Raw genomic sequence first — 23252 nt, 5'->3', positions numbered from 1 at the left:
CGTGACCCTCCCTTCGGTTGAAGCCTTTGAGCGCGCCGGCCTCCGGGCCTGGCCGGGGATCGAGGTCGAATGGGACGGCGCCTGGGTGCGCCGCGCCGCCAATGGCTACACCAAGCGCGCCAATTCCCTGCAGTGCTTCGATCCGGCAGACAGCGCCGAAGCCGGAACCCGGCTGGCCCAGGCGGTAGCATGGTTCGACCAGTGCGGCCTGCCTGCAGTCGTGCGGACCACGCCGCTCGAAAGCCCAGCACTGACCGCGGCTCTGGACGCGGCCAACTGGCAAATCACAGACCGCAGCCACCTCTACGCTATGCCGCTCAGGGCCCACCGCGCTGATCCGGGCGGGCATATACTGAGCCTGAGCGACCCGGTCTTCATCGCCGCTCAGCAGAACCTGCAGCACTATGACCCGGCCCGGACGCGCAAGCTCCAGGCTTTGCTCGCCAGCATGGCCGTGCCTGCCTGCGGCGTTGTCGTCGCACGCGAGGGCACCATTGTCGCAACCGGCCTGATGGCAATCGCCGATGGCATTGTCGTCACTGGCAATGTCGTCACCGACCCGGCACGCCGCCGCCAGGGCCTGGGCGCGGCGATGATGCAGACCGGCCTCGCCTGGGCCTTCGACAATGGCGCCACTATCGCCGCTCTCAACGTCCAGGCCGACAATACCGCCGGCAAAGCACTTTACGCATCCCTGGGCTACACCCATCAGTACGACTACTCTTATCGCATTCCCGGAGAGCCTAATTGACCGACAAACCCCTGCTGCTCGTGGTCGCCTGTGCCCTGGTGGATGCCGACCGCCGGGTGCTGATTGCGCAGCGCCCCGAGGGCAAGTCCATGGCAGGCCTGTGGGAATTCCCCGGCGGCAAGGTAGAGCCGGGCGAAACGCCGGAAGCCGCGCTGATCCGCGAACTGGCCGAGGAACTGGAGATCGAGACGAAAGAGGCCTGCCTCGCCCCACTCTCATTTGCCAGCCATTCTTACGAGAGCGTTCACCTTCTGATGCCACTTTATGTCTGCCGTAAATGGCAGGGGACACCGCAGACACGCGAACACAAGGCCCTCAAATGGGTCCGCCCGCAGGCCCTGCGCGACTATCCCATGCCGCCGGCTGACGAACCCCTGATCGCAGCCCTCTGCGATCTCCTCTAACCGCGGGCCGCCAGAAGGCTACCCCGCCGCCAGGGAGCAGACATGCTGAACCAGATTCTGCAGCGTTTCGCCGTCGATGACAGTGGAGCCACGGGCATGGAATATGCCCTGCTCGGCACGCTGATCGGATGCGCACTGCTCGCCACCTTCACCGTGTTCGGCGAATCCTTGGCCCAATTGTTCAATTCCCCCGCCATCGACACGCTGGGCGCCGCAGCCAACTCGATGTGACCCCGAAAAAATAGCCTCGGCCAGCATCTAGGGTCGCGCCACCACCTTGTAGCGCTGCCCCGGCACCAGCGGGTCGCCGGGATAGAGATCGTTGATGATGTAGAACAGCTCTCGGGCATTGGCGATGTCGGCCATCTGCTGGGCCAGGCGATCCGCCGTGTCGCCGGCCCGCGCGGTGACCAGCTTGATCTCCAGCCGCCGGATTTCTCTGAGATCGGACGCGTTGGTGCGCCGGAAGCTCTCCAACGTCGCCTGCGCCCCCTGGGCAAAGCGCTGGCTGTCGCTCTTGGCGGCGAAGATGAAGCGATAAACCTCACCATCAAGCCGCATCACCGCCACGCGGAAGAACCACTGATCGGTCTGCGCCAGCCCCGACGCCATCTCGATGCCATTGTGCTGGCTGGCGGTCACGGTGTCGGCCTTGAGCCCGGCAATCCAGCCCGACTTGAGATAGTCGGCCAGCGACATGCTCGGTTGTACCTGCGCGCTGTCAAAGCGCACCGCCTCACCATCCCCCGCCACGCCGACGACCGCGCTTTGCGAGGTCTGCAGGCTGTAGCCCGGCGGCACGGTGAACGTGAACTTGTTGGCCGGATGAATGAAGCGCTGCCCCACAATCGAGCCCTGCGCCGGGCTGTCGCCGAAGCTGAGCCCGGTAATGGCCGAGAGATAGCCCTCGCGATCCGATTCTCCCACGCCGGTCGAACCGAACATCGAGCGCGCCGTCGCCATGGCAGTCTCGATGCGCGATGGGGTGGAAGGATGCGAGGACAAGAACCCGTCGTTCCCGCTGGCAGCGCCCGCCGAAAACGCAGCGAACCGGCTCATCACCCCCAGGAAGCGCGCCGCTGCCTGCGGGTCATAACCCGCCTTGCCGGCAAACTTGATGCCTTCCTTGTCGGCATCCAGCTCCTGGTTCTGGCTGAAAGCGGCAAGCTGTTCGCGGGTCCGGTTGGCGGTGGCATCGGTCGAGGTATCGCCGCCGAAAATGCCGGTGATGACCCGGTCAACGATTTGCGTCTGCCGCGTCCGGTCGGTTCGTGCCCGCGCGTGGCGCAGGGTCACGTGGGCAATCTCATGCGCCAGGACCGCCGCCAATTCGCTGGTGTCGGAGGCCAGCGCCAGAATACCGCGTGTCACATAGATATAGCCCCCCGGCAGGGCGAAGGCATTGACCTCGGAGGTATCGAGAATGGTGACCTGGTATTTGGCATTGGGTTGGTTGGCGGCGGCCAGCAGCCGCCCCACGATGCGCGCCACCATGATCTCGGCTTGCCGGTCCTCATAGACCCCGCCGTAAGCCGAAACGATGCGCGGGTGCTCGCGCAGCCCCAGCACAGAATCGTCCGGGTCCGTGCCCTCGGGCACAACGGTGGGCGCCGGATTGTCACCGGTGCGCGCCACATTGACGCCTGCCCCGACCAGCGACGAACAGGCCGTCAATGCCACAAGGCTGACGGCCAGGATCCCGGCTCGCAGAAACTTGCTATCCATTCGCGCGGTCATCGCCTCGCCAGAACCTCGATCTGCTCGGGATGGGTGACCTCGATGCGTGGACCATCCCGATTGTCCACCCATCCGCGTATGCGGACCAGCGCGCCGTCCAGCGTCAGCGGATCCAGGCCATCCTTTTCGAACAGCCTGAGAGCCGGCGCCTCGATAACGACGGTGAAGTCTTCCTTCCAGATCCGGCCAAAATTGAGATAGACCCGCGAGCCGCTTTGGTCTGCCAGCAACACCCGGCCTTCCACCAATTCGTAATTGCCCGCAAGTGCCGCCAGTTCCGCCGGTCTGTCCGCCGCCCGCACGCTGTAATAGGGATCGGCCCAGATGCCAAGCCGTTCGGTTCTCGCCTGCGCCTCAGCCGCAAAGAGTTGATCCAAGCATTGCCGGTTGTCCGGGAAGGAATAGACCCTTGCCAGCCCTGCCCTGACCATATGCAATTGGGCCCAGACCGGCTCGTCTGCCACATCGGACAGGAACAGATGCGCCAGCGCCCGCTCATAGCGGTCCATCTCTTCCCCGCCATAACCCAGTTGCACGGAGCGCTTCAGCACCAGCGCCTCGAGCACCGATTTCGCCTCTGGTGCCAGCGGCCATGTCGGAAAGCCATCTCGCCCCAAAGGCAGCTTGGGAGCCTGGGTGCCGATCAATCGCACCACCAGGCCCGAATCGAGCACCACCGTATCCCCGTCCGTAACCTGGGCGACGATACCACCGGGAACCAGACGCAAATTCTCGCAGGCCTGCGCACTGGCAGGGCCCAGCCCGCCCAGCATTGCGGCGGTGACGGTAACAATGGTTGTGCGGCGCAAGCGGACGGCCCCTGGAAATGCTTCGTTCACCATGCACCCAAATACGGCAAAAAAAGATTACTTCGTGCCATTCCGCCCCAACCGGCAAGCAAATGGGCCGACCCCATTGCCAATCGGCGTCTCCATCGACAAGTTTGCATCACTGGGAGGGCTCCATGAACGGGACCGGGACGATCAGAACAGGCACCGCAGGTTGGGTCTTCGCGCCATGGCGCGGCACCTTCTTTCCCAAGGGCCTCGTGCAGAAAAATGAGCTTGCCTATGCGGCCAGCCGCCTCACCAGCATCGAGATCAACGCTACATTCCGTGCCAACCAGAAACCGGCTAGTTTCGCCCGCTGGGCTGGCGAGACCCCCGAGGACTTCCAGTTTTCCATCAAGGGTCCGCAACTGGTGACCCATATCAAGCGCCTGAAGAATTGCGCCGAACCGCTCGCCAATTTCTTCGCTTCCGGGCCACTGGCGCTGGGCAGCCGGCTCGGCCCGTTTGTCTGGCAATTGCCGCCCAATCTGGCTTTCGATCTGCAGAGTTTTGCCGATTTTCTGGCGCTACTGCCCAAGGACACCGACAGCTATCTGGCCCTGGCCAGCCAAGCGGACCCGGCTAGGGTCGAAGCCTTTCTCGATGCCACCGGAACCGGCACCATCCGCCATGCCATTGAGCCGCGGCACACAAGCTTTGATGCGCCCGAGGCCGTGGCGCTTTTCAAGCAGCACAATATCGCCCGCGTGGTCGCCGACACCACTGAAAGTCCCGCGCGTGAGCTGACTGCCGATTTCGCCTATTGCCGCCTGCAGGGCCCTGCGCGCCCCGATGCCACTGGCTATACGGATGCGGACATCGCCGATTGGGCAGCGACCATGGGGCAATGGCGCGATGCCGGGCGGGACGTCTATGCCTATTTCGTGCACGAGGACAAACTGCACGCCCCCGCCAATGCTATCGCTTTGCGTCAGGCCCTCGGCATTTCCCGTCCCGGCGATTGATCACGAGCCCGTTTGGCTCTGGCCAAGGCCACGATCGCCCATTAATGGCCTAGTCAACACAGCGTCACACCGAGTTTTTGCCATGACATCTTCGCGCCCCCTCGACAAGATTGCCACGGGCCTGGCCTTTGTGCTGGGCCTTGTCACCATTTTGGCAGCACTGGGGTCGCAATTCATCGGCGGCCTGCAACCCTGCGAACTCTGCCTTGAACAGCGCCTGCCCTATTATTGGGGCCTGCCGCTGCTCGCACTGGTCCTCATCCTCTGGAACCGCCTACCACTCCCTGTCTGGTATGTCGCCATGGCCATTGTGGCGGCGCTATTTGCCTGGGGCGCCTATATGGGTGGCTTCCATTCCGGTGTGGAGTGGGGCTTCTGGCCCGGGCCAACCGCCTGCGCTGGCGTCGGCGATGACCTCTCGATGGACATGCTCAACGATCTGCAACCAGTCATCGGCTGCGACGTCGTGCAGTTCCGGTTCCTGGGCATTTCGCTGGCCGGCTACAACGCGCTGATCTCTGCGGCAATCGTTGGGTTGCTGTTGGCAGCGCTGGTGTTCCAGTTTCGCCGCCACAAGGCCTGACGCCTAGGGCTCCAGCTCGATATCCCAGTAAAGATAATCCAGCCAGCTCTGGTGCAAATGGTTGGGCGGGAAGGCCCGGCCATTATTGTGCAGATCATGCACACTCGGGGCATAGGGCGTCTGATGCGGGAACATCTTGATCTCGCTCGGGAGCCGGTTGGCCTTGCGCAGATTGCACGGCGCGCAGGCCGCCACGACATTCTCCCAAGTCGTCAGCCCGCCCTTGGAGCGCGGAATGACGTGATCGAAAGTCAGATCATGGGTCGAACCGCAATATTGACACTGGAAGCGATCACGCAGGAACACATTGAAACGGGTAAAGGCCGGGTGCCGCGCGGGCTTGATATAGTCGCGCAGCGACACGACACTGGGCAGCCGCATTTCGAAGCTGGGCGAGTGGATGACCGTGTCGTAGTGGGAAACGATATTCACGCGATCCAGGCACACCGCCTTGATGGCGTCCTGCCAGGACCACAATGACAGTGGATAGTAGCTGAGCGGCCGGAAGTCGGCGTTCAGTACAAGGGCGGGACAAGCCTCAGGCGACACATGGATAGTCACTTGAGTCTCCCGAAGCGGGAATCGCGTAAGTCCATAGCCCTCTTATACTAAGCCCTTTGTGTCGGGCGTGTGAAGCGGGAACACGAAGCTTATTTTTTACTGACCTTCGTAATGAAATCGGTCGCAAAGCCCAGGCCGTCCGGGGCTATGCCGTGCCCCACGCCCCGGCTGACATGATAGCTGACATCAAAACCAGCCTCACTAAGCACCGCATTGGCCTCGGCGCTGAGATTGGGATCGACCACGTCATCCATGTCCCCATGCACCAGGCACACCGGCGGCTGCGCCAATGTGCCATTGCCAAAGCCCTCGGGCTGCAGATAGGCGCCGGAAAAGCCGATGATTCCCATCAATTGCCGGCTCTTGGGCAAGGCCGTGCCCACATGCAGCGCCATCATGGCGCCCTGGCTGAACCCGCCCAGAAGGGTGCGCTCCGGCGCGATACCGGTCTGGGTCCACAGATCGGTGAGGAATTCCTCCACCACCGGCCGAGCCGTAAGCACCCCGGACTGCCGGCTGGCGACCCGGTCGCCGGTCCAGTCGATGGCAAACCACTGAAAGCCGCCCATTCCGGTTCCGATCGGTGCATGCGGCGCCACGAACATCGCCCCCGGCAGCACCTTTTGCCAATGCGGCGCCAGCCCGATCAGGTCATTGCCATCGCTACCATAGCCATGCAGCAGCACCACTGCGCTGTCGGGAGCTCCGCCCTGGGCGGGCGCAAGCATGGGGCCGGAAAGCTTGATCATAAAAGGCTCGAATCCCTGTTCTTGAGCGCGGCAAAATAGCGCCAGAACAACAGCGCCGCCGCCGAACGGTGCGGCGCGTAGTGCTGCGCCAGCCCGATCATCTCCTTGATGGTTGGCCGGGCGTCAAGCCCAAGACCGTGATGCGCCGCCTTGAGCAGGGCCAGATCACCGGCGGGAAAGATATCGGGATGGCCGGCGCAGAACAACAGATAGACCTCGGCTGTCCAGGGCCCGATTCCCTTGAGCGCCACCAGGCGCGCACTCGCCTCCTCCGCCGGCAGCGTATCGATATGGGCGAGGTCCAGTCCGCCCTCCACAATGGCTTCGGCCACCACCCGAAGGGCTACATATTTTCCGCGCGAGAAACCCGTTGCCCGCACCGCCTCTTCGCTCAGGTCCAGATAACTCTCCGGTGCCAGCGCGCCCGGCAGGACTTGATAGCGTCCCCAGATCGCCGCCGCGCTCGCCACGGACAATTGCTGGCCGCAGATCACCTTGGCCATGCCGGCAAAGCCCTTGGGATTGACGCGCGGCATGACCACCCCCACCGCTTCGCGCATTGGCCGTAGCGCCGGGACGCGCGCCATTAGTGCATCGAGATGCCAGGCGACACCTTCGGCTGTATCAATAGTTGGGGAAGCAATCGAGCTCGCCAATATCCTGCCTTTCATTCAAACGTCCGGTGAAGTGACTGGCAGAGATGGACAGTTCGGTTCATGCAGCAACCCGGTTTTGACCGCGCCCACGCCGAAACCGATCACCTATCCGTTGAGCTTGCGCAGCAGCTTTTCCATCCGTTCGCGCTTGGCGCGTTGGGTAATCGTTTCGAGCCGCTTGCGAATGGTCTCAATCAATCCCGGCTTCTCAGCCGGCCTGACCACGCTCGCCGTCTGTTCGGCATAGGTTGGAAACTGGTTGGGCGCGGCGGTTTTCAGCCGCTCGACCAGGATTGGCACGGCCTTTTCCGCATAGCCCGAGCGCGCCAGCTTGGTCAGCAGCGAGGTACAGCGATCCTTGGCGATGACCGAGCCGCGATCCGCCGCTTCGATGATCCGGGGCAGTTCCGCCGCGATCTCGTCGGCGCGGAGTTCGGCAACACTGTCCAGCACCTGCATGGCACCCCAGACCTGCCGGTTGGTGCGGCTGCCCAGCGCTTCTAGGAACACCGGGCAATACCCCCCGATCAGGTCCGGATTGCGCGCGCCGATCTCGTAGAGCACCTTCATCGCGTCATTGCGCTGCCGCGCGGTGCCAATACGCACCAGCTCCACCAGTTCGCCAACCGCAGCCTTGTCCCCTGACGCCCCAATCTCTTCGGCCAGGGCAATATTGGGTGCCTCGTCGCGCCGCTCCATCGCCCCCGACAAGCGCTCGGCAATGCTGCGCCCTTCGGCCATCAGCCGTCCACCGCCACGTCCAGCGCCAATTCGACCATGTCCTTCAATGAGGTCTGGCGCGCTTCGGCGTCGATTTCCTCATGCGTGATCAGGCAATCGGTCATGGTGCAGATAGTCAGCGCCTTGACCCCGAACCGCGCCGCCAGCGTATAGAGCGCCGCCGCCTCCATCTCGACGCCAATCACCCCATGCTCGGGCAGCTTGTCATAACCGGCAAAGCCATCGGCGTGATAGAAAATGTCCGAGGACAGCATGTTGCCCGCGTGATAGCGCAACCCCTTGGTGTCGGCCTTGTCCGCCGCCGACCGCAACAGCCCGAAATCGGCGATGGGCGCGAAATTGAATGCCCCGAACCGCCCTTTGACGATGGAGCTATCGGTCGAAGCCCCCTGCGCCAGGATGACGTCGCGCACCTTCACCTTTGCATTAAGCCCCCCGCAGGTGCCCACGCGAATGAGCGACTTGACGCCATAGATATTGATCAGCTCGTGCACATAGATTGCCAGCGATGGCTGGCCCATGCCGCTGGCCTGCACGGAAACCGGCTTGCCCTTCCATGTGCCGGTATAGCCAAGGCAATTGCGCACCGAATTGACCAGTTTTGGCGCATCAAAAAACGTCTCGGCAATCCATTTTGCGCGCAAGGGATCGCCCGGCAGCAGCACCGCTTCGGCATAGTCGTCCGGCTTGGCGTGATTGTGCGGTGTGGTCATGGGCGCACTCTTTTCTTGTCCTGTGTCTGTCCTTGACCCCGATCTTTGCCACCCTGCCTGGCAGTTGACAACCAGCGGCTGGGAACGCCTGCGGCCATCGTGCATTGTTTCTTTGACCCCAAAGGACTGGCCCTTCATGCAGCACAAGCTCGAAGCCAAGGTTACCCATAGGTTCGCCGCGCCCCCCGAAAGCGTCTTTGACGCTTTCGTCGAGCCTGAACAGGTGCGGCGCTGGCAGGAAGCCTGGCTTTCGCAGCGCTGCGACAACGGCAAGATCACCGCCTTCAGTTATGATCCACAGGTCCAGGGCCGCTTTGCCATCGAAACCCTTGAGGATGGCAGGACGCTGCAAAACTGGGGCACTTTCCTCGCCCTCGACCGCCCCACGCGCATCCGGCAAACCCATATCACCGACATCGCCGAAAAGAACGATCCGGCAATTATCACCATCATCATCGAGCCCGAACCGGAAGGCCCCGGCAGCATCGTCACCCTCTATGATGATCTGGACCAGTCGCAGGCCGGGGCGCTGCCCCAGACCGAACGCGGCTGGCGACACATGCTTGAGGCGATCGACGCCATCCTGGCCCAGAAAACTTGACGCAGGCTGCATGCGGCCTCATGTACTCCCCGTCGCAACTGGAGGCATGACGATGGTCGCAAAAATCTTCATCGATGGCGAAGCCGGCACCACCGGCCTGCAGATCCGCGAGCGTCTGGCGAGCCGGCGCGACCTCGAAGTCATCTCCATCGCCCATGACAAGCGCAAGGACCTCGAAGAGCGCAAGCGCCTGCTCAATACGGCGGACATCGCCATCCTCTGCCTGCCCGACGACGCGGCCAGGGAAAGCGTTGCCCTGATCGAGAACGACACCACCCGCGTCATCGACGCCTCGACCGCCCATCGCGTGGCCGAGGGCTGGGCCTATGGCTTTGCCGAAATGGCCCCCGACCAGACCGACGAAATTGCCAAGGCACGCTATGTCGCCAATCCCGGCTGCTGGCCGCAGGGCCTGATTGCCGCTGCCCGCCCGCTGATCGAGGCGCGGCTGCTGCCTGCCGATTTTCCGCTCACCTATCACGGCGTCTCGGGCTATTCCGGCGGCGGCAGGCAGATGATCGAGGATTATGAGGCCCAGGGCGCCAGCGCCAGCCAGTACATGCCCTATGCGCTGACCTTCCAGCACAAGCACCTGCCCGAAATGGCGCACTACGCCAAGCTCGGCCGCGCACCTTTGTTCGAACCGGTCGTCGGAAATTTCGCGCAAGGCATGTCGACATCACTGCCCATCCACACCGACATGTCGGCCGAAATTCCCACCGGCAAGGATCTTCACGCGGCCCTGAGCGACTATTACGCCGCCATCCCCGACAGCTTCGTCCAGGTGGCGCCCTACGACCCAAGCCTTGGCAAGACCGCAGCGCTCGATCCGCAGGCCCATAACGGCACCAATACGCTCACCCTGCACGTCTTTGCCAATGACGCACTCAATCAGGCCACGATCTGCGCGGTCTATGACAATCTGGGCAAAGGCGCCTCTGGCGCGGCCGTCCAGAACCTCAACATCATGCTCGGCGTCGGCGCACGGGAAAGCCTGGCGGCCTGATCCAGGGAGCAGCCGGTCCGCATACGCGATCCGGTCGCTATTAGCAGCGACCGTCACACTCGGGCCCTGAGCCGGTGCCTATTTAGGCCAATGGTCGATTTGGGATGGTTTCCTGCCGGGCTGGTTTTGGTCGGAAGATCCTGTAAGCCGGCGAAGTTGCGCATTCTCCAGTGAAGGGCAGCAATGTTCGAAGATCGCATGGACTTCAGAGACTCTCCCATACCAATCCCTGAGGAATTCTGGGATGTACGATACAACGCGGACCATTTCCCAGGGGCACCTACTGTCCGTGGGGTAGATGGAGGCGCCAACTGTCAGCAATACGCCTACACCGTCCTGCGTCATTTCGGATTTATCATCCCCGACTTCCGCTCCAGCGACCTGTGGGAGGACCGTTTGCATACCCAGATTGCCACCAGCGCAGCGCCGTTCGATCTTGTTCTCGTCCACAATCGGCCTGATAGCTACGGCGCACATGTGGGTCTCCTTATCGGTAATGGCCTAGTCCTTCACTTGTCTCGTCAGATCGGGGCTCCCGCCATCGAGGCACTGGAGGGGCTACAATCGCGGGAGCGATATCGTCACCTAGTTGGCTTCAAGACGGTTTTAACCCGACGCTAACGGCCGCTTTGGTTGTTAGACACTGAGCTGGCGATGGCAGATATGGAGCCGGCAACTGACTATCGGTTTGCCCCGTTCTGTCCGCCCACAGACTGTCACCCCGGGCTTGACCCGGGGCCCATCCTGAGATGGCATGGCGGACACCACACTCACGCGGCAAACTTGGTATCACCCAAGATGGGTCCCGGCTTTTGCCGGGGTGACAACTGGTAGGTGAGGTCGTGGCCGTGGCTTGTTTCAGGCATGTGCTTCGATAGCCATGTTGACCCCAATTGGGTCGGTTGCTGCCACCGCCAAAAAGATATCCCCGCACCCAAAAACCCCCTTATCCTCCCACCCATCTCTCCCGCGATGGGCGGACTGCAGCGAACAGTTGCGGGAGGAGCCGGTGAGACTGGATTCGCGCCAGGGCTCGCCTGCCAGTCGGGCCACCTTGCGACGAGCGATCAATAGGGGCCACGACGGCAGGAGAAACCCGGTATCCTTCGACCCGTCCCGAAGGGCAAATCTCTCCGGCGGAGAGATTTGAAGGGAGAAGGCCATAAGCGTTACGCGCGCATGGCCCATGAGGCGGCGACGTCTCTATTACTTAGTTTTACTGAGACGCACGCGCCTCGGGATACGTCCAATGCAAAACCGGAGGCGACAGTGCCGGCCGGCGCGCCTTCACGCACAAATTACGAACCAGAATAGCTCGCGCGCTGGCGTCAACCGTACGCTTCGGTACGGTTCAGGCTTGACCGAAACCCCGCTTTCGCGCAATGACCGTGGTCAACAGCGAGGTCCAGCAGCCCCATGGATAAATTCACCACCCTGACCGGTGTCGCGGCACCCCTGCCGATCATCAATATCGACACCGACATGATCATCCCCAAGCAATATCTGAAAACCATCAAACGCACCGGACTCGGCACCGCGCTGTTTTCCGAGATGCGCTATAATGAGGACGGTTCGGAGAACTCCGAATTCGTGCTCAACAAGCCCGCCTATCGCAACGCGCAGATCATCATTGCCGGCGATAATTTCGGTTGTGGCTCCAGCCGCGAACATGCCCCCTGGGCGCTGCTCGATTTCGGCATCCGCTGCGTGATCTCCACCAGCTTCGCCGACATTTTCTACAACAACTGCTTCAAGAACGGCATCCTGCCGCTGGTCGTGACGCCCGAGCAACTCAAGCTCCTGCTCGATGACGCCGAGCGCGGCTCCAATGCCACGCTGACAGTCGACCTCGAAGCCCAGACGATCAAGGGCCCGGACGGCGGCACGCTCAATTTCGACATCGACCCTTCCCGCAAGCAGATCCTGCTCGAAGGCCTCGACGACATTGCCGGCACGCTGAAATCCGATCTCTCCATCTCCGCCTTCGAGGGCAAGATGGCGGCCGAGCGCCCCTGGCTCTAGGCCTGCCATGGTCGAGATCGTCTTCGAACCGGAAGCGCTGCCCGAAACCCGCGCGGCCATCCTCGAAGGGCTGATCGCCTACAATGAGAGTCGGACCGAGGGAAAGTACCCGCCGCCGCGCTTCATAGCCTTGGCCCTGCGCGACCCGGAAACCAACCGGACCGCGGGCGGCCTCACCGCCCGCATCGCTTATAGCCGCATGTTCGTTGAACTGCTCTATATTCCCGAGGCGCTGCGCGGGCGTGGTTTCGGCGCCGAACTGATTGGCAAGGCCGAAGCGGTGGCGCGGGACAATGGTTGCACCGGCATCTGGCTCGACACCTTCTCCTTCCAGGCGCCCGGCTTCTACAAGAAGCTCGGCTATGACGAGTTCGGCATTCTGACAGACTACCCACCCGGTTTCACCCGGCACTATCTCCACAAAACCCTAAGTTGATCCCCAATGGTCCAGCGCGTTTCCACCGGTTCTCCATTTGAATCCACCTTCGGCTATTCCCGCGCCGTGCGCCATGAAGACACGGTCTATGTGTCCGGCACCACGGGCTATGACTATGCCACCATGACAATGCCCGAGAGCGTCGGCGAGCAGGCGAAGAATGCCCTAGCCACTATCGACAAGGCGCTCAAGGAAGCCGGCTCGTCCATAAAGGACACCGTGCGCGTGGTCTATTACATCGGCGACCGGTCCTATGTGGACGAGGTCGTGGCCGCCGTCGGTCCGGTCTTCAAGGATATCCGGCCCGCCGCTTCCATGCTCATTGTGCAGATGATCGAAGAGGGCATGAAGATCGAGATCGAGGTTACCGCCCGCCTCGGCGCGGCCACCAGCCACGTCTGATCCCGGCCCGGGCGATGAACAGAAAACAGATCGTCCTCACCTCTCATGCAGCGCTCCTGATCGGGGCGCTGTTTTTCATCGTACCGGCGCTGACTGCCTGGCACCCGCAATATGGCTATCTGTTCGCCCTGACCTTCTACTGGCTGTTCTTCTGCCTGCCCGTCATCGGTTGGCATGCTCTGGAGGGCAGCGACGGGCGGCTCTTCACCGAGAAACTGCGCTGGCGCGACTGGTGGATCATTCCGCTCTTGCTCGTGCAGGTTGGCATTGTGGCGCTGGCCAATTTCGTACCCAACACCTCGATCCTCACCCAGGGCAGCATGTATCTCGCCCTGCTGATCGCCGCCATCAACGGCCCGCTCGAGGAAATGGCCTGGCGCGGTGGTTTCCTGGGGACGTTTCGGGACAAGCCGCGTCTCGGCTTCTGGCTCGGCTGGGCCCTCTTCACCGCCTGGCATATCCCCCTGGCTCTCAGCCATGATATTGTCTTCGATGGCGGGGCATTGGCCCTTGTCGGCGGGGCATCAGCCCTGGGTCTTTTCTGGGCCTGGATCGCCTGGCGGACTGGTTCGGTGTTCTATGTGAGCCTGGCGCACATGCTCACCAACGTCTTTGCCTTCTGGGTGCTCTTCGCTCGGAACGGATTTGCCTGAAGCCGCCTTGCGCAAGCGCCCGAAAACCTTGTATGTCGGCACCAAATTCAGGTGTACCCACCAGTACGGCGAGGAGCTTTTCCCAATATGGCCACCCATTCCCTTTTTCTTCTGCCCGGCGACGGCATCGGCACCGAAATCATGGTCGAGGTGGAAAAGCTCATCGCCTGGACCAATGCCGAGGGTCTGACCGATTTCTCGACGGACACGGGTCTCACCGGTGGTGCTGCCTATGACAAGCACGGCGTGGCGATCACCGATGAGGATGTCGCCAAGGCCAAGGCCGCTGATGCAGTGGTCTTCGGCGCCGTGGGCGGCCCCAAATGGGACAATGTCCCCTATGAGCACCGCCCGGAAGCCGCTCTTCTGCGCCTGCGCAAGGAACTGGCAGTATTTGCCAATCTGCGCCCCGCCATCTGCTATCCCGCCTTGGCCTCGGCCTCTTCGCTCAAGAAGGAACTGGTGGAAGGCCTCGATATTCTTATCGTGCGCGAGCTGACCGGCGGCGTCTATTTCGGCGAACCCAAGACCATCACCGATCTGGGCGACGGGCAGAAGCGCGCCATTGATACCCAGGTCTATGAGACCTATGAAATCGACCGCATCGCCCGGGTCGCCTTCGACCTGGCCCGCACCCGCGGCGGCAAGGTTCATTCGGCCGACAAGAAGAACGTCATGAAATCCGGCGTGCTCTGGGACGAAGTGGTCCGCAATGTCGCCACGGACTATCCCGATGTCGAGCTGCACCATATCCTGGCCGACAACGCCGCCATGCAGCTCGTCCGCACGCCAAAACAGTTCGACGTCATGGTCACCGACAATCTGTTTGGCGACATTCTCTCCGACGTCGCGGCCATGCTGACCGGCTCGCTGGGCATGCTGCCCTCTGCCAGCCTCGGCGCCCCCGATCCGGCCACCGGCAAGCGCAAGGCCTTTTACGAGCCCGTCCACGGCTCGGCCCCCGACATTGCCGGCCAGGGCATTGCCAACCCGATCGCCATGATTGCGTCCTTCGCCATGGCGCTGCGCTATTCGTTCAACATGATCGAACTGGCCACCCAGGTCGAAAACGCCATTTCGGCTGTCCTCAGCGACGGCCTGCGCACCGGCGACATCGCCCAGGACAACTGCAGGACCGTTGGCACCGAGGAAATGGGCGCAGCGATCCTGGCAAAGCTGAAGGCTTGACCTCGTCCCGCCTCAACTCGCTCCGATGGAGCGAGTTGAGGCGGCAAGGCCATGAGCGCTAAGCGCGAATGGCGGACCCATCACGGCAAACAAAAAATATCCCCGGTCTCGCGACCGGGGATATTCTGTTTTCGAACCGGCAAACCGGTTTTATTCGGCAGAAGCAGCTTCTTCTGCCGGAGCATTGGCGGCGGCTTCACGGGCAGCGCGTTCTTCAGCGCGTTCCTTGGCCTTGTCGCCGGGCACACCCTTGTTCGGGTTGTTGCGAGCAGCGCGCTTGGAAATACCGGCAGCGTCGAGGAAACGCAGCACGCGGTCGGTCGGCAGCGCGCCATGCGAGAGCCAGTGCTGCACGCGCTCGGCGTTCAGCACGACGCGGCTTTCAGAATCCTTGGCCAGCAGCGGATTATAGGTGCCCAGCTTTTCAATGAAGCGACCATCGCGCGGCGAGCGCACATCCGCAACCACGATGTGGTAGAAGGGACGCTTCTTGGTGCCGCCACGGGCGAGACGAAGCTTGAGTGCCATTTTGTCAGTCCTGTCAGTTCGTTAGTTTGCTAAAACGGGTTATTTCTTCTTGCCCAGGCCCGGCAGGCCAGGGAAACGGGGCGCTCCGCCCAGACCAGGCAAGGCTGGTCCGCCGGAGGATTTGAGCAGCGCATTGACGTCGCTGGGCAGCGATTTCTGGGCCGGCACATCGGCGGCAGGCAGGCCCTTGAGCTGTTCGGGATCAACACCAGCCTGACGCGCCATGGCTTCAAGCTGCTTGGGATCCATCTTGGACAGATCGGGCATGCCGCCCATCATCCCACCCATCTTGCCGCCGAACATGCCGGCCAGCGAGCCCATGCCGCCCTTGGAAACCTTCTTCATCATGTCCGCCATTTGGCGGTGCTGCTTGGCCAGCTTGTTGATTTCCGAGACTTCCACGCCAGCACCCGCAGCAATGCGCTTGCGACGCGAAGCATTGAGCAGGTCCGGATTGGCCCGCTCTTTCTTGGTCATGGAATTGATGATGGCGATCTGCCGGTCAAAAACCTTTTCGTCGACATTGGCGCCCGCCATGGCTTTCTTGAGCTGGCCGGCACCAGGCAGCATGCCCATCAGCCCGCCCATGCCGCCCATCTTCTTCATCTGCTGCAATTGGCTGCGCAGATCCTCGAAGTCGAAGGCGCCCTTCTTGAGCTTCTTCGCCATCTTCTGGGCGTCTTCGGCCGACACATGCTCGGCGGCCTTTTCGACCAGCGAGACGATGTCGCCCATGCCCAGAATGCGGTCGGCTATGCGGGAGGGATGGAAATCCTCCAGCGCATCCATCTTTTCACCCACACCGATCAGCTTGATCGGCTTGCCGGTGGCCGCGCGCATCGAGAGCGCCGCACCACCGCGCCCATCGCCATCGACGCGGGTCATCACGATGCCGGTAACGTCCAGGCGTCCGTCGAAGCTGCGTGCAACGTTGATGGCGTCCTGGCCGGTCAGCGCATCGACGACGAGCAGGATTTCGTGGGGCTTGGCGATCTCCTTGATGGAGACCGTTTCGGCCATCAGTTCTTCATCGATATGGGTGCGACCAGCCGTGTCGAGGATGAGCACGTCATAGCCGCCAAGGCGGCCTTCGCGCTCCGCGCGGCGGGCGATCTCGACCGGGGTTTCGCTTACAACGATAGGCAGCGTATCGACGCCAACCTGCTCGCCCAGCACGCGCAACTGCTCCATGGCGGCGGGGCGGCGCGTGTCCAGCGAGGCCAGCAGCACCTTTTTGCGCTGCTTGTCCTTCAATCGCTTGGCGATCTTGGCGGTGGTCGTGGTCTTGCCCGAACCTTGCAGACCCACCATGAGCAGCGTCACGGGCGCAGGGGCATTGAGATCGATGGTGACGGCATCCGAACCCAGCACCTGGACCAGCTCGTCATTGACGATCTTGACCACCTGCTGGCCCGGCGTCACCGAGCGGGTAACCTCAGCGCCCACAGCGCGTTCGCGCACCTGCTCGACAAAGGCACGGACCACCTCGAGCGAAACGTCGGCCTCGATCAGCGCCCGGCGGATTTCGCGCATGGCCGCATCGACATCGGCAGCGTTCAGCGCGCCGCGTCCACGAAGTCCCTCGAAAATCTTGCCAAGCCGGTCGCTTAAGCTCTCAAACATTGCTCGTCCTTTTCGCTCGCAGGCCAATCCCGCAAGAGATAGGGTCCACAAGGCCAAATGCAAAACCCACCCGCGGGCGCAACGCGCTGGCGGGTGTTGGCCTCCGGGATCGGTTTATACCTCAAGGGGTCCCGGTCAGCTGGTCAGGAGCAAAAGCCTGATGAACGCGCTGGCTTTATGGGAAAGCACGGGACGAGTCAAGGAAGCGCGCCGATTTCAATGCCCATGTCCGGCAAGCCGGAGCAGACTTGCGCGCAGGCCCGCCGGCAGGGCGAGCACGGCCCGTTTCAGAGCCGGTCTCAAGAGCACGTCCCAGGCCTGGAACATCAGCCATCCGCGCGGCGAAGTGGGCAGCGCATAATCCCGTACGGTCATCGTCTGGGTGGCAAAGGTCAATTTATAGGGCATGGTCGGCACACCCAGGTCGCAGCCTTTCAGGCCCTCTTCGGCGCAGGCACGAATGATATCGTTCAACTGCAGCTTGCCCGGGCTTTCATCGGAATGGGAAAAATCCCGGCTTGCCACATAGGCGTAGTAGCGCTCGCCATGCACGAACCCCCACTGTTCCGCCAACGGACGGCCATTATGCAGCGTGGAAAAGGCGCGTATCTGGACATCGGGTGATGTGGCAAGACCGGCGCAGAACGCACGGAACCCACTGTCTCGGAAGGCACGTGAGGTCAGCCCCTGCTCATTGAGCCGGTCGGCCCGCCCATCCAGCGTCCGCTCAATCAGGGCCAGGATCTCCGCCGGCCGCTCGAGGCTGCTGAATTGCACTGGTCCGGAACGCTCCAGCCGGTTGCGGGCATTGCGCATATTTTTGCGCGTCTTGGTCCGGATCGTCGAAAAATAGCTGGCGAAATCGTCAAACTCATCCAGTCCGACATAGGGCGCCCCCTGCTCGGTGCCTGTGCGGATAGCGGTGTGCGGCATGCCGCGAGCCAGGGCGGAGCCGTCGCGCACCTTGAGCAGACTGATCCCGTCGCTGGGCGCCGCAACTATCGCCGCCCGCAGCAATTTGCCCACCGCCGCCTGCGCATCGGTGTCCGTATCGATCAGTACATCTGAAATTTGGGCAAAGGCATGGCCCAGCGGCACCAGCAGCGTGCGGGCGCCGGTGCGGATGCGCTCAAGCGGCAATATCCCCACCAGCCGCCGGCCATCCTCGAGCGTGGCAATGACCGGATCGAAATGCCTGTTTCCGCGCGCCGCTTCGAACGCGAACACGGCCCTGGCCCAGCCCAGGCTCTGGAACAGATCAGGGCCCCGGCTGGTGCGTTCCAGCGCCAGCCAGCGTGGCGCCAGACTATCCACGCCCTCGGCAGTGCGCACCACCGAAGCGTTCAGCCCGTGACTGACCGTTTTGGCGCCCCGAACGCGGCGCTCACTGGGTTCCGACAGCGCTTCGGCAATACTCATTTTTCGAAACTATGTGGCGTGATGTCCCGCACGCCTTCGGGCGCTGCCGGATCGACCTGGAAGTCGACCGTATAGACCTTCTTCTTCTGCGGATTGAGGGGCGAGAATTTCACCGCTCCGGCAATGCCTAGCTTCGTCAGGTAGGAGAGGCCGGTCACTTGCTGGCTGAGCTTTTGCATCCCCAGCTTGTTGCGCAGCACGCCATTGGCGTAGTTAACCGCGTAGTGCTTGCGCAGTTCGTCGGTCCAGTGCTCGGTCGTAAAGCTCACATTGAGCATGCCATGATTAACCACACGATGCGGCCCGTTGAGCGGCCAGTGCAGCATCTGCCCGGCTTCCAGATCGTAGACCTGGGCGAAATCGTCGAACCAGGGTTCGAACGGCATGTCGGTCTCGCGCAATTGCCCCAGGATCAGTTTTTCCAGCGCCGGCTGGGAAATGAACGGCGCCTGGGCGGGATAGACATAGACCTTCTTGGTGCCGCGCACCTGCCACAAACTCTGCCCCGGCACGTCCGAGTGATACTTCACCGACACATTGGGCGAGGAGATCAGGATGGTCAGGTTCCGCTTATAGCTCCTGAACCCGGGCACGCGCTCTTCGAACTCCGCATAGAGGCTGTCGAGTAGTTCGCCATAGGCCGGATTGGTCTGGGCCGGGGCCGTCAGATTGACCCAGATATTGCCGTTGCGGACCGTCTCGATCACCTCGCGGCCGGACAGGCCCTTGATCTCGCCTTCGCGCCTTTTGGGCGGATTGCCCGGCGTCTTTTGCGAATAGTTGACATGATAGGCTTCGCGTGGGCTCTTTTCGATCAGCTCGGCCAGAGCCTCGTCGGAAAATAGCGGCGAACTGGCCAGGCGATGCTGCAGCCGCAGGGCCTGGTTGCCCCAGAGCTTGGGGTAGTGCGGCTGCCAGTCGGTGATAATCTGGTCGGAAATAAGCGGCATGTTCATAGGCATGGCTCCCGCAAAAAGCGGCAATGATGAAATCTTTGGCTGCCAACTTATCCCACCGGCCGCCAGACGCACCCGAAAACTGTCGCTCTGGTTAAAACGGACCCACCCCCAAGTGGTTAAGATTAAAAGAAAATTATTGGAATGCGGCGGCACCCAGCCCTACCCCGGCCGCGCGCAGACCGAGCCGCGCACTGGCATTTGCGGCCCAGTTCCGCCATATAAGGCTTCAAACCTGCCGGCGCGGCAGAAACAGCATGGAATTGTGGCGTGAGCGACGTCCCCTTTTTGAAGATGAACGGGCTGGGCAACCAGATCATCGTGGCCGATCTGCGCGGCACGAAGGCGCGCGTCACTCCTGAAGCGGCCATTGCCATCAATGCACGACCCGAGACGCGCTTCGACCAGATCATGGCGATCCACGACGCCCGCACGCCCGGCACAGCCAACTATATCGAGATCATCAATTCCGACGGCTCCATCGCCCAGGCTTGCGGTAATGGCATGCGCTGCGTGGTGCAGATGCTCAGCGCCGAGCAGGGCCGGCAGCGCTTCACCTTCGAAACCGTCGCTGGCATCCTTTTTGGCGAGGAAGCCGAAGACGGACGCATTTCGGTTGACATGGGCACGCCCAAATTTGCCTGGTACGAGATTCCTCTCAGCGAGGAGTTTGCCGATACCCGCTATGTCGAACTGCAGATCGGGCCAATTGATGCGCCCGTGCTGCATTCTCCGGCAGTCGCGTCCATGGGCAATCCGCACGCCACCTTCTGGGTCAAGGACGACGTCTGGTCCTATGCGCTCGACCGCTTCGGGCCGCTGCTGGAGAACCATCCCCTGTTCCCTGAGCGCGCCAATATCTCCATTGCCCAGGTGGTCCGGCCCGACCACATCATTCTTCGCACCTGGGAGCGCGGCGCGGGCCTGACCCAGGCTTGTGGTACGGCCGCCTGCGCGGCCCTCGTCAACGGCGCCCGCACCAGGCGCACCGCCCGCAAGGCAACCGTGACCGTGCCCGGCGGCGATCTGGTCATTGAATGGCTCGATAATGATCACGTGACCCTGACCGGTCCCGCCGAGTTTGAATGGCGTGGCACGCTGAACCCGGCTACCGGCGCCTGGACGCGCAGCGAGGCGGCCTGATGGCGGTCGAGACACTGACATTTGGCTGCCGTCTCAATGCCTATGAGGGCCAGGTGATGAAGACCGAGGCCGAAAAGGCCGGGCTCGACAATGCCATCATCATAAATACCTGCGCGGTGACCGCTGAGGCGGTCCGACAGGCCAAGCAGGCCGTGCGTAAGGCGCGCCGCGACAACCCGCAAGCGCGCATCATCGTCACCGGCTGTGCCGCCCAGACCGAGGCGCGCAGCTTTGGCGACATGGATGAGGTCGACCTGGTCATCGGCAATGCTGACAAGCTCAGGGCCGAAAGCTACAAGCCTATGGTTTTCGGCACACCGCTCAATGACAAGGTCCAGGTCAACGACATCATGAGCGTGCGGGAAACCGCCGGTCACCTCATTGAGGGCATGGACGGACGCACCCGCGCCTTTGTGCAGGTGCAGAATGGCTGCGACCACCGCTGCACCTTTTGCATCATCCCCTTCGGCCGCGGCCCCTCGCGTTCCGTGCCCATGGGCCTGGTCGTCGAGCAGATCAAAAAACTGGTTGCCAATGGCTACAAGGAAGTGGTGTTGACCGGCGTCGACATCACCTCCTATGGCCCCGACCTGCCCGGACAACCAACTCTGGGACTGCTGACCCAGTCGATCCTGAAGCACGTGCCGGACCTGCCGCGCCTGCGGATTTCCTCGATCGACAGCATCGAGGCAGACCCCGCGCTCTATGAAGCAGTGAGCGAAAAGCGCCTGATGCCGCATTTGCATCTATCGCTGCAATCGGGCGACGACATGATCCTCAAACGCATGAAGCGCCGGCATCTGCGCGAGGATGCGCTGGCCGTGGTCGATAAGCTGCGTTCCTTGCGTCCCGACATGGTCTTCGGTGCCGATATCATCGCCGGTTTCCCGACCGAGACCGAAGAGATGTTTGAAAATTCGCTAAGCTTCATTGCGGAAGCGAACCTCACCTATGTTCACGCCTTCCCCTATTCGCCGCGCCCCGGCACGCCGGCTGCACGCATGCCGCAGGTCAGCAAAGCCGTGGCCCGCACGCGCGCTACCCTGCTGCGCGAGGCAGGCGAAAGCCAGTTCCGCGCCCTGTGCCAAAGCCGCATCGGGCAATCAGCGTCTGTGCTGGTGGAACGCAGCGGCCTAGGGCGGACTGAACAATTCATTCCCGTACGCGTTGCCGGAACCGAGGCGGGCCAATTGCTCGGCGTTCGGATTTCCGGATTGAGCAATGACGGGCTGGTCGGCGCGCCCCTTCAGGTCGCCGCGTGATTATCAAGGACATCGCATGAGCGAAAAGAAACCCGGCTTCTTCCAGCGCCTGTTTGGCGGCAATCAGTCCGAGCCGGCACCTGCACCTGAGGAAACACTTCCCGAAACGCCGGTGACCCCAGACGCCATCCCCGATGTGCCCGAGCCGGGGGCCGACCCAACAACGCCGGTCGAACCCAGCGAACCGTCGCCGCTGCGCGAGCACGATTTGCCACCCGGCCCACCCGAAACCACGCCGGACTATATAGAGGATGTCGAGGACGAGCTGACTGCCGCGCCGCAGCCCATAGCCGAACCCGAACAGCCAAAAGGCTGGTTTGCGCGCCTCGCCTCGGGCCTCAAGCGATCCTCGGACAACCTCACCAATTCGATCACGTCGGTTTTTACCAAGCGCAAGCTCGACGCCGCCACGCTCGATGAGCTCGAGGATGTGCTCATCCAGGCCGATCTGGGCATCGACACGGCCATGGCGATAACCGAGACGCTGCGCCGCGATCGCTTCGACAAGGACGTTTCGGGCGAGGATGTGCGCGCCGTGCTCGCCGCCGAGGTGGACAAGGTGCTGGGACCGGTGGCGCAACCCCTGGTGATAGACACGAGCAAAAAACCGTTCATCATACTGATGATCGGGGTCAATGGCTCGGGCAAGACCACCACCATCGGCAAGCTGGCACAAAAGTTCGCCGCCGAAGGCAAGTCGGTCATGCTGGCTGCCGGCGACACCTTCCGCGCCGCCGCCATTGAGCAATTGCAGATCTGGGGCGAGCGCACCGGCGCCCCGGTGATCGCCAAGCCTGCTGGCGCCGACGCCTCAGGCCTCGCCTTCGACGCCGTGACCCGGGCCAAAGCCGAAGGCCGCGATGTGCTCATCATCGACACCGCGGGGCGCCTGCAGAACCGTGACGAGCTGATGAACGAGCTTGAAAAGGTCATCCGGGTCATCAAGAAGGTCGAGCCCGAAGCGCCGCACGCGACCCTGCTCACACTCGATGCCACCACCGGGCAGAATGCCCTGAAACAGGTCGAAATCTTCGGCCAGCGCGCCGGTGTCACGGGCCTCGTCATGACCAAGCTCGACGGCACGGCGCGGGGCGGCATTCTGGTCGCCATTGCGAGAAAGTTCGGCCTGCCCGTACATTTCATCGGCGTCGGCGAAGGCGTGGGCGATCTCGAGCCATTCGAAGCGGCCGATTTTGCGCGGGCTATTGCCGGGCGGGACTAGGGCGCGGAACAGGAGCCTCTTACGCACCGCAGAGCCAAAATCTGACCACTCTTGTCCGCTACTGCCTTGCATCGGGTCGCGGTACCCCTCACATTGGCGGC

The 23252-nt window shown here is 62.4% G+C and carries 26 protein-coding genes; 15 read left to right on the top strand and 11 right to left on the bottom strand.

Going from position 1 to position 23252, the window contains the following annotated elements; genetic code table 11:
* Position 1: 1 nt before the first annotated feature.
* Genes ACE4RL_RS04170 through ACE4RL_RS04160 form a run of 3 tightly spaced genes read left to right on the top strand, consistent with a single transcriptional unit; the run spans position 2 to position 1386 of the window.
* Positions 2 to 751 (top strand): GNAT family N-acetyltransferase, encoded by a 750-nt coding sequence (locus tag ACE4RL_RS04170; protein WP_375599270.1) that lies wholly within the window; start codon positions 2 to 4, stop codon positions 749 to 751.
* The gene (mutT, locus tag ACE4RL_RS04165; RefSeq protein WP_375599269.1) at positions 748 to 1155 is read left to right on the top strand and encodes an 8-oxo-dGTP diphosphatase MutT; all 408 of its coding nucleotides are present in this window, start codon (positions 748 to 750) and stop codon (positions 1153 to 1155) included. Before ACE4RL_RS04170 ends, mutT begins: the two co-directional genes overlap by 4 nt.
* Positions 1156 to 1197: 42 nt before the next feature.
* The gene (locus ACE4RL_RS04160) at positions 1198 to 1386 is read left to right on the top strand and encodes a Flp family type IVb pilin (protein WP_375599268.1); all 189 of its coding nucleotides are present in this window, start codon (positions 1198 to 1200) and stop codon (positions 1384 to 1386) included.
* A gap of 27 nt (positions 1387 to 1413) precedes the next feature.
* Here the strand turns inward: ACE4RL_RS04160 and ACE4RL_RS04155 are convergent, their stop codons facing one another.
* Together ACE4RL_RS04155 and ACE4RL_RS04150 are read right to left on the bottom strand one after the other, a co-directional pair.
* Complete coding sequence (locus ACE4RL_RS04155; RefSeq protein WP_375599267.1) at positions 1414 to 2880, bottom strand: M48 family metalloprotease; 1467 nt, start codon at positions 2878 to 2880, stop codon at positions 1414 to 1416.
* A gap of 8 nt (positions 2881 to 2888) precedes the next feature.
* Positions 2889 to 3701 (bottom strand): thermonuclease family protein, encoded by an 813-nt coding sequence (locus ACE4RL_RS04150; protein WP_375599266.1) that lies wholly within the window; start codon positions 3699 to 3701, stop codon positions 2889 to 2891.
* 155 nt (positions 3702 to 3856) lie between these two features.
* Between ACE4RL_RS04150 and ACE4RL_RS04145 the strand changes: the two genes are divergently transcribed.
* Positions 3857 to 4687, top strand: coding sequence for a DUF72 domain-containing protein (locus tag ACE4RL_RS04145; protein ID WP_375599265.1), 831 nt, complete (start codon positions 3857 to 3859; stop codon positions 4685 to 4687).
* Positions 4688 to 4769: 82 nt separating this feature from the next.
* Positions 4770 to 5270 carry a disulfide bond formation protein B gene (locus ACE4RL_RS04140; RefSeq protein WP_375599264.1) on the top strand — a complete coding sequence of 167 codons (501 nt, stop codon included), beginning with the start codon at positions 4770 to 4772 and terminating at the stop codon, positions 5268 to 5270.
* A gap of 3 nt (positions 5271 to 5273) precedes the next feature.
* Here ACE4RL_RS04140 and ACE4RL_RS04135 read toward each other — a convergent pair whose 3' ends face one another.
* From ACE4RL_RS04135 to deoD, 5 genes are all read right to left on the bottom strand, one after another.
* Complete coding sequence (locus ACE4RL_RS04135; protein WP_375599263.1) at positions 5274 to 5831, bottom strand: HNH endonuclease; 558 nt, start codon at positions 5829 to 5831, stop codon at positions 5274 to 5276.
* Between the two features lie 89 nt (positions 5832 to 5920).
* Positions 5921 to 6580, bottom strand: coding sequence for an alpha/beta hydrolase (locus tag ACE4RL_RS04130; protein ID WP_375599262.1), 660 nt, complete (start codon positions 6578 to 6580; stop codon positions 5921 to 5923).
* The gene (locus tag ACE4RL_RS04125; protein WP_375599261.1) at positions 6577 to 7167 is read right to left on the bottom strand and encodes a DNA-3-methyladenine glycosylase family protein; all 591 of its coding nucleotides are present in this window, start codon (positions 7165 to 7167) and stop codon (positions 6577 to 6579) included. The genes ACE4RL_RS04130 and ACE4RL_RS04125 overlap by 4 nt, the downstream gene beginning before the upstream one ends.
* A gap of 174 nt (positions 7168 to 7341) precedes the next feature.
* Complete coding sequence (locus ACE4RL_RS04120; RefSeq protein ID WP_375599260.1) at positions 7342 to 7977, bottom strand: hypothetical protein; 636 nt, start codon at positions 7975 to 7977, stop codon at positions 7342 to 7344.
* The gene (gene deoD / locus ACE4RL_RS04115) at positions 7977 to 8690 is read right to left on the bottom strand and encodes a purine-nucleoside phosphorylase (protein ID WP_375599259.1); all 714 of its coding nucleotides are present in this window, start codon (positions 8688 to 8690) and stop codon (positions 7977 to 7979) included. Before deoD ends, ACE4RL_RS04120 begins: the two co-directional genes overlap by 1 nt.
* A gap of 136 nt (positions 8691 to 8826) precedes the next feature.
* Here deoD and ACE4RL_RS04110 point away from each other — a divergent pair, with 136 nt between their 5' ends.
* From ACE4RL_RS04110 to leuB, 7 genes are all read left to right on the top strand, one after another.
* Positions 8827 to 9291 carry an SRPBCC domain-containing protein gene (locus ACE4RL_RS04110; RefSeq protein WP_375599258.1) on the top strand — a complete coding sequence of 155 codons (465 nt, stop codon included), beginning with the start codon at positions 8827 to 8829 and terminating at the stop codon, positions 9289 to 9291.
* A 52-nt stretch (positions 9292 to 9343) separates the two neighbouring features.
* Positions 9344 to 10297 carry an N-acetyl-gamma-glutamyl-phosphate reductase gene (gene argC / locus ACE4RL_RS04105; protein ID WP_375599257.1) on the top strand — a complete coding sequence of 318 codons (954 nt, stop codon included), beginning with the start codon at positions 9344 to 9346 and terminating at the stop codon, positions 10295 to 10297.
* Between the two features lie 1416 nt (positions 10298 to 11713).
* Complete coding sequence (leuD, locus tag ACE4RL_RS04100) at positions 11714 to 12319, top strand: 3-isopropylmalate dehydratase small subunit (RefSeq protein ID WP_375599256.1); 606 nt, start codon at positions 11714 to 11716, stop codon at positions 12317 to 12319.
* 7 nt (positions 12320 to 12326) lie between these two features.
* Positions 12327 to 12755 carry a GNAT family N-acetyltransferase gene (locus ACE4RL_RS04095; protein ID WP_375599255.1) on the top strand — a complete coding sequence of 143 codons (429 nt, stop codon included), beginning with the start codon at positions 12327 to 12329 and terminating at the stop codon, positions 12753 to 12755.
* Positions 12756 to 12761: 6 nt separating this feature from the next.
* Positions 12762 to 13157 carry a RidA family protein gene (locus ACE4RL_RS04090; protein ID WP_375599254.1) on the top strand — a complete coding sequence of 132 codons (396 nt, stop codon included), beginning with the start codon at positions 12762 to 12764 and terminating at the stop codon, positions 13155 to 13157.
* A 14-nt stretch (positions 13158 to 13171) separates the two neighbouring features.
* Positions 13172 to 13810: a lysostaphin resistance A-like protein gene (locus tag ACE4RL_RS04085; RefSeq protein ID WP_375599253.1), complete on the top strand. Its 639-nt coding sequence runs from the start codon at positions 13172 to 13174 to the stop codon at positions 13808 to 13810.
* A gap of 87 nt (positions 13811 to 13897) precedes the next feature.
* On the top strand, positions 13898 to 14998 hold the full coding sequence (gene leuB, locus ACE4RL_RS04080) for a 3-isopropylmalate dehydrogenase (protein WP_375599252.1): 1101 nt from the start codon (positions 13898 to 13900) through the stop codon (positions 14996 to 14998).
* Positions 14999 to 15148: 150 nt separating this feature from the next.
* Here the strand turns inward: leuB and rpsP are convergent, their stop codons facing one another.
* From rpsP to ACE4RL_RS04060, 4 genes are all read right to left on the bottom strand, one after another.
* Positions 15149 to 15526 carry a 30S ribosomal protein S16 gene (rpsP, locus tag ACE4RL_RS04075; protein WP_375599251.1) on the bottom strand — a complete coding sequence of 126 codons (378 nt, stop codon included), beginning with the start codon at positions 15524 to 15526 and terminating at the stop codon, positions 15149 to 15151.
* Positions 15527 to 15565: 39 nt separating this feature from the next.
* Positions 15566 to 17149, bottom strand: a complete 1584-nt coding sequence (ffh, locus tag ACE4RL_RS04070; RefSeq protein ID WP_375599250.1) for a signal recognition particle protein — start codon at positions 17147 to 17149, stop codon at positions 15566 to 15568.
* 216 nt (positions 17150 to 17365) lie between these two features.
* Positions 17366 to 18568 carry a GNAT family N-acetyltransferase gene (locus tag ACE4RL_RS04065; RefSeq protein ID WP_375599249.1) on the bottom strand — a complete coding sequence of 401 codons (1203 nt, stop codon included), beginning with the start codon at positions 18566 to 18568 and terminating at the stop codon, positions 17366 to 17368.
* Complete coding sequence (locus ACE4RL_RS04060; RefSeq protein WP_375599248.1) at positions 18565 to 19524, bottom strand: hypothetical protein; 960 nt, start codon at positions 19522 to 19524, stop codon at positions 18565 to 18567. Before ACE4RL_RS04060 ends, ACE4RL_RS04065 begins: the two co-directional genes overlap by 4 nt.
* Positions 19525 to 19818: 294 nt before the next feature.
* Between ACE4RL_RS04060 and dapF the strand changes: the two genes are divergently transcribed.
* Genes dapF through ftsY form a run of 3 tightly spaced genes read left to right on the top strand, consistent with a single transcriptional unit; the run spans position 19819 to position 23151 of the window.
* Positions 19819 to 20667, top strand: a complete 849-nt coding sequence (gene dapF, locus ACE4RL_RS04055; RefSeq protein WP_375600234.1) for a diaminopimelate epimerase — start codon at positions 19819 to 19821, stop codon at positions 20665 to 20667.
* On the top strand, positions 20667 to 21929 hold the full coding sequence (gene mtaB / locus ACE4RL_RS04050) for a tRNA (N(6)-L-threonylcarbamoyladenosine(37)-C(2))-methylthiotransferase MtaB (RefSeq protein WP_375599247.1): 1263 nt from the start codon (positions 20667 to 20669) through the stop codon (positions 21927 to 21929). The genes dapF and mtaB overlap by 1 nt, the downstream gene beginning before the upstream one ends.
* Positions 21930 to 21945: 16 nt before the next feature.
* Positions 21946 to 23151, top strand: coding sequence for a signal recognition particle-docking protein FtsY (gene ftsY / locus ACE4RL_RS04045; protein WP_375599246.1), 1206 nt, complete (start codon positions 21946 to 21948; stop codon positions 23149 to 23151).
* Positions 23152 to 23252 lie beyond the last annotated feature (101 nt).

It is taken from the genome of Devosia polycyclovorans (assembly GCF_042181575.1).
GTDB lineage: Bacteria > Pseudomonadota > Alphaproteobacteria > Rhizobiales > Devosiaceae > Devosia > Devosia polycyclovorans.
This window is presented reverse-complemented; position numbering and strand designations above follow the sequence as displayed.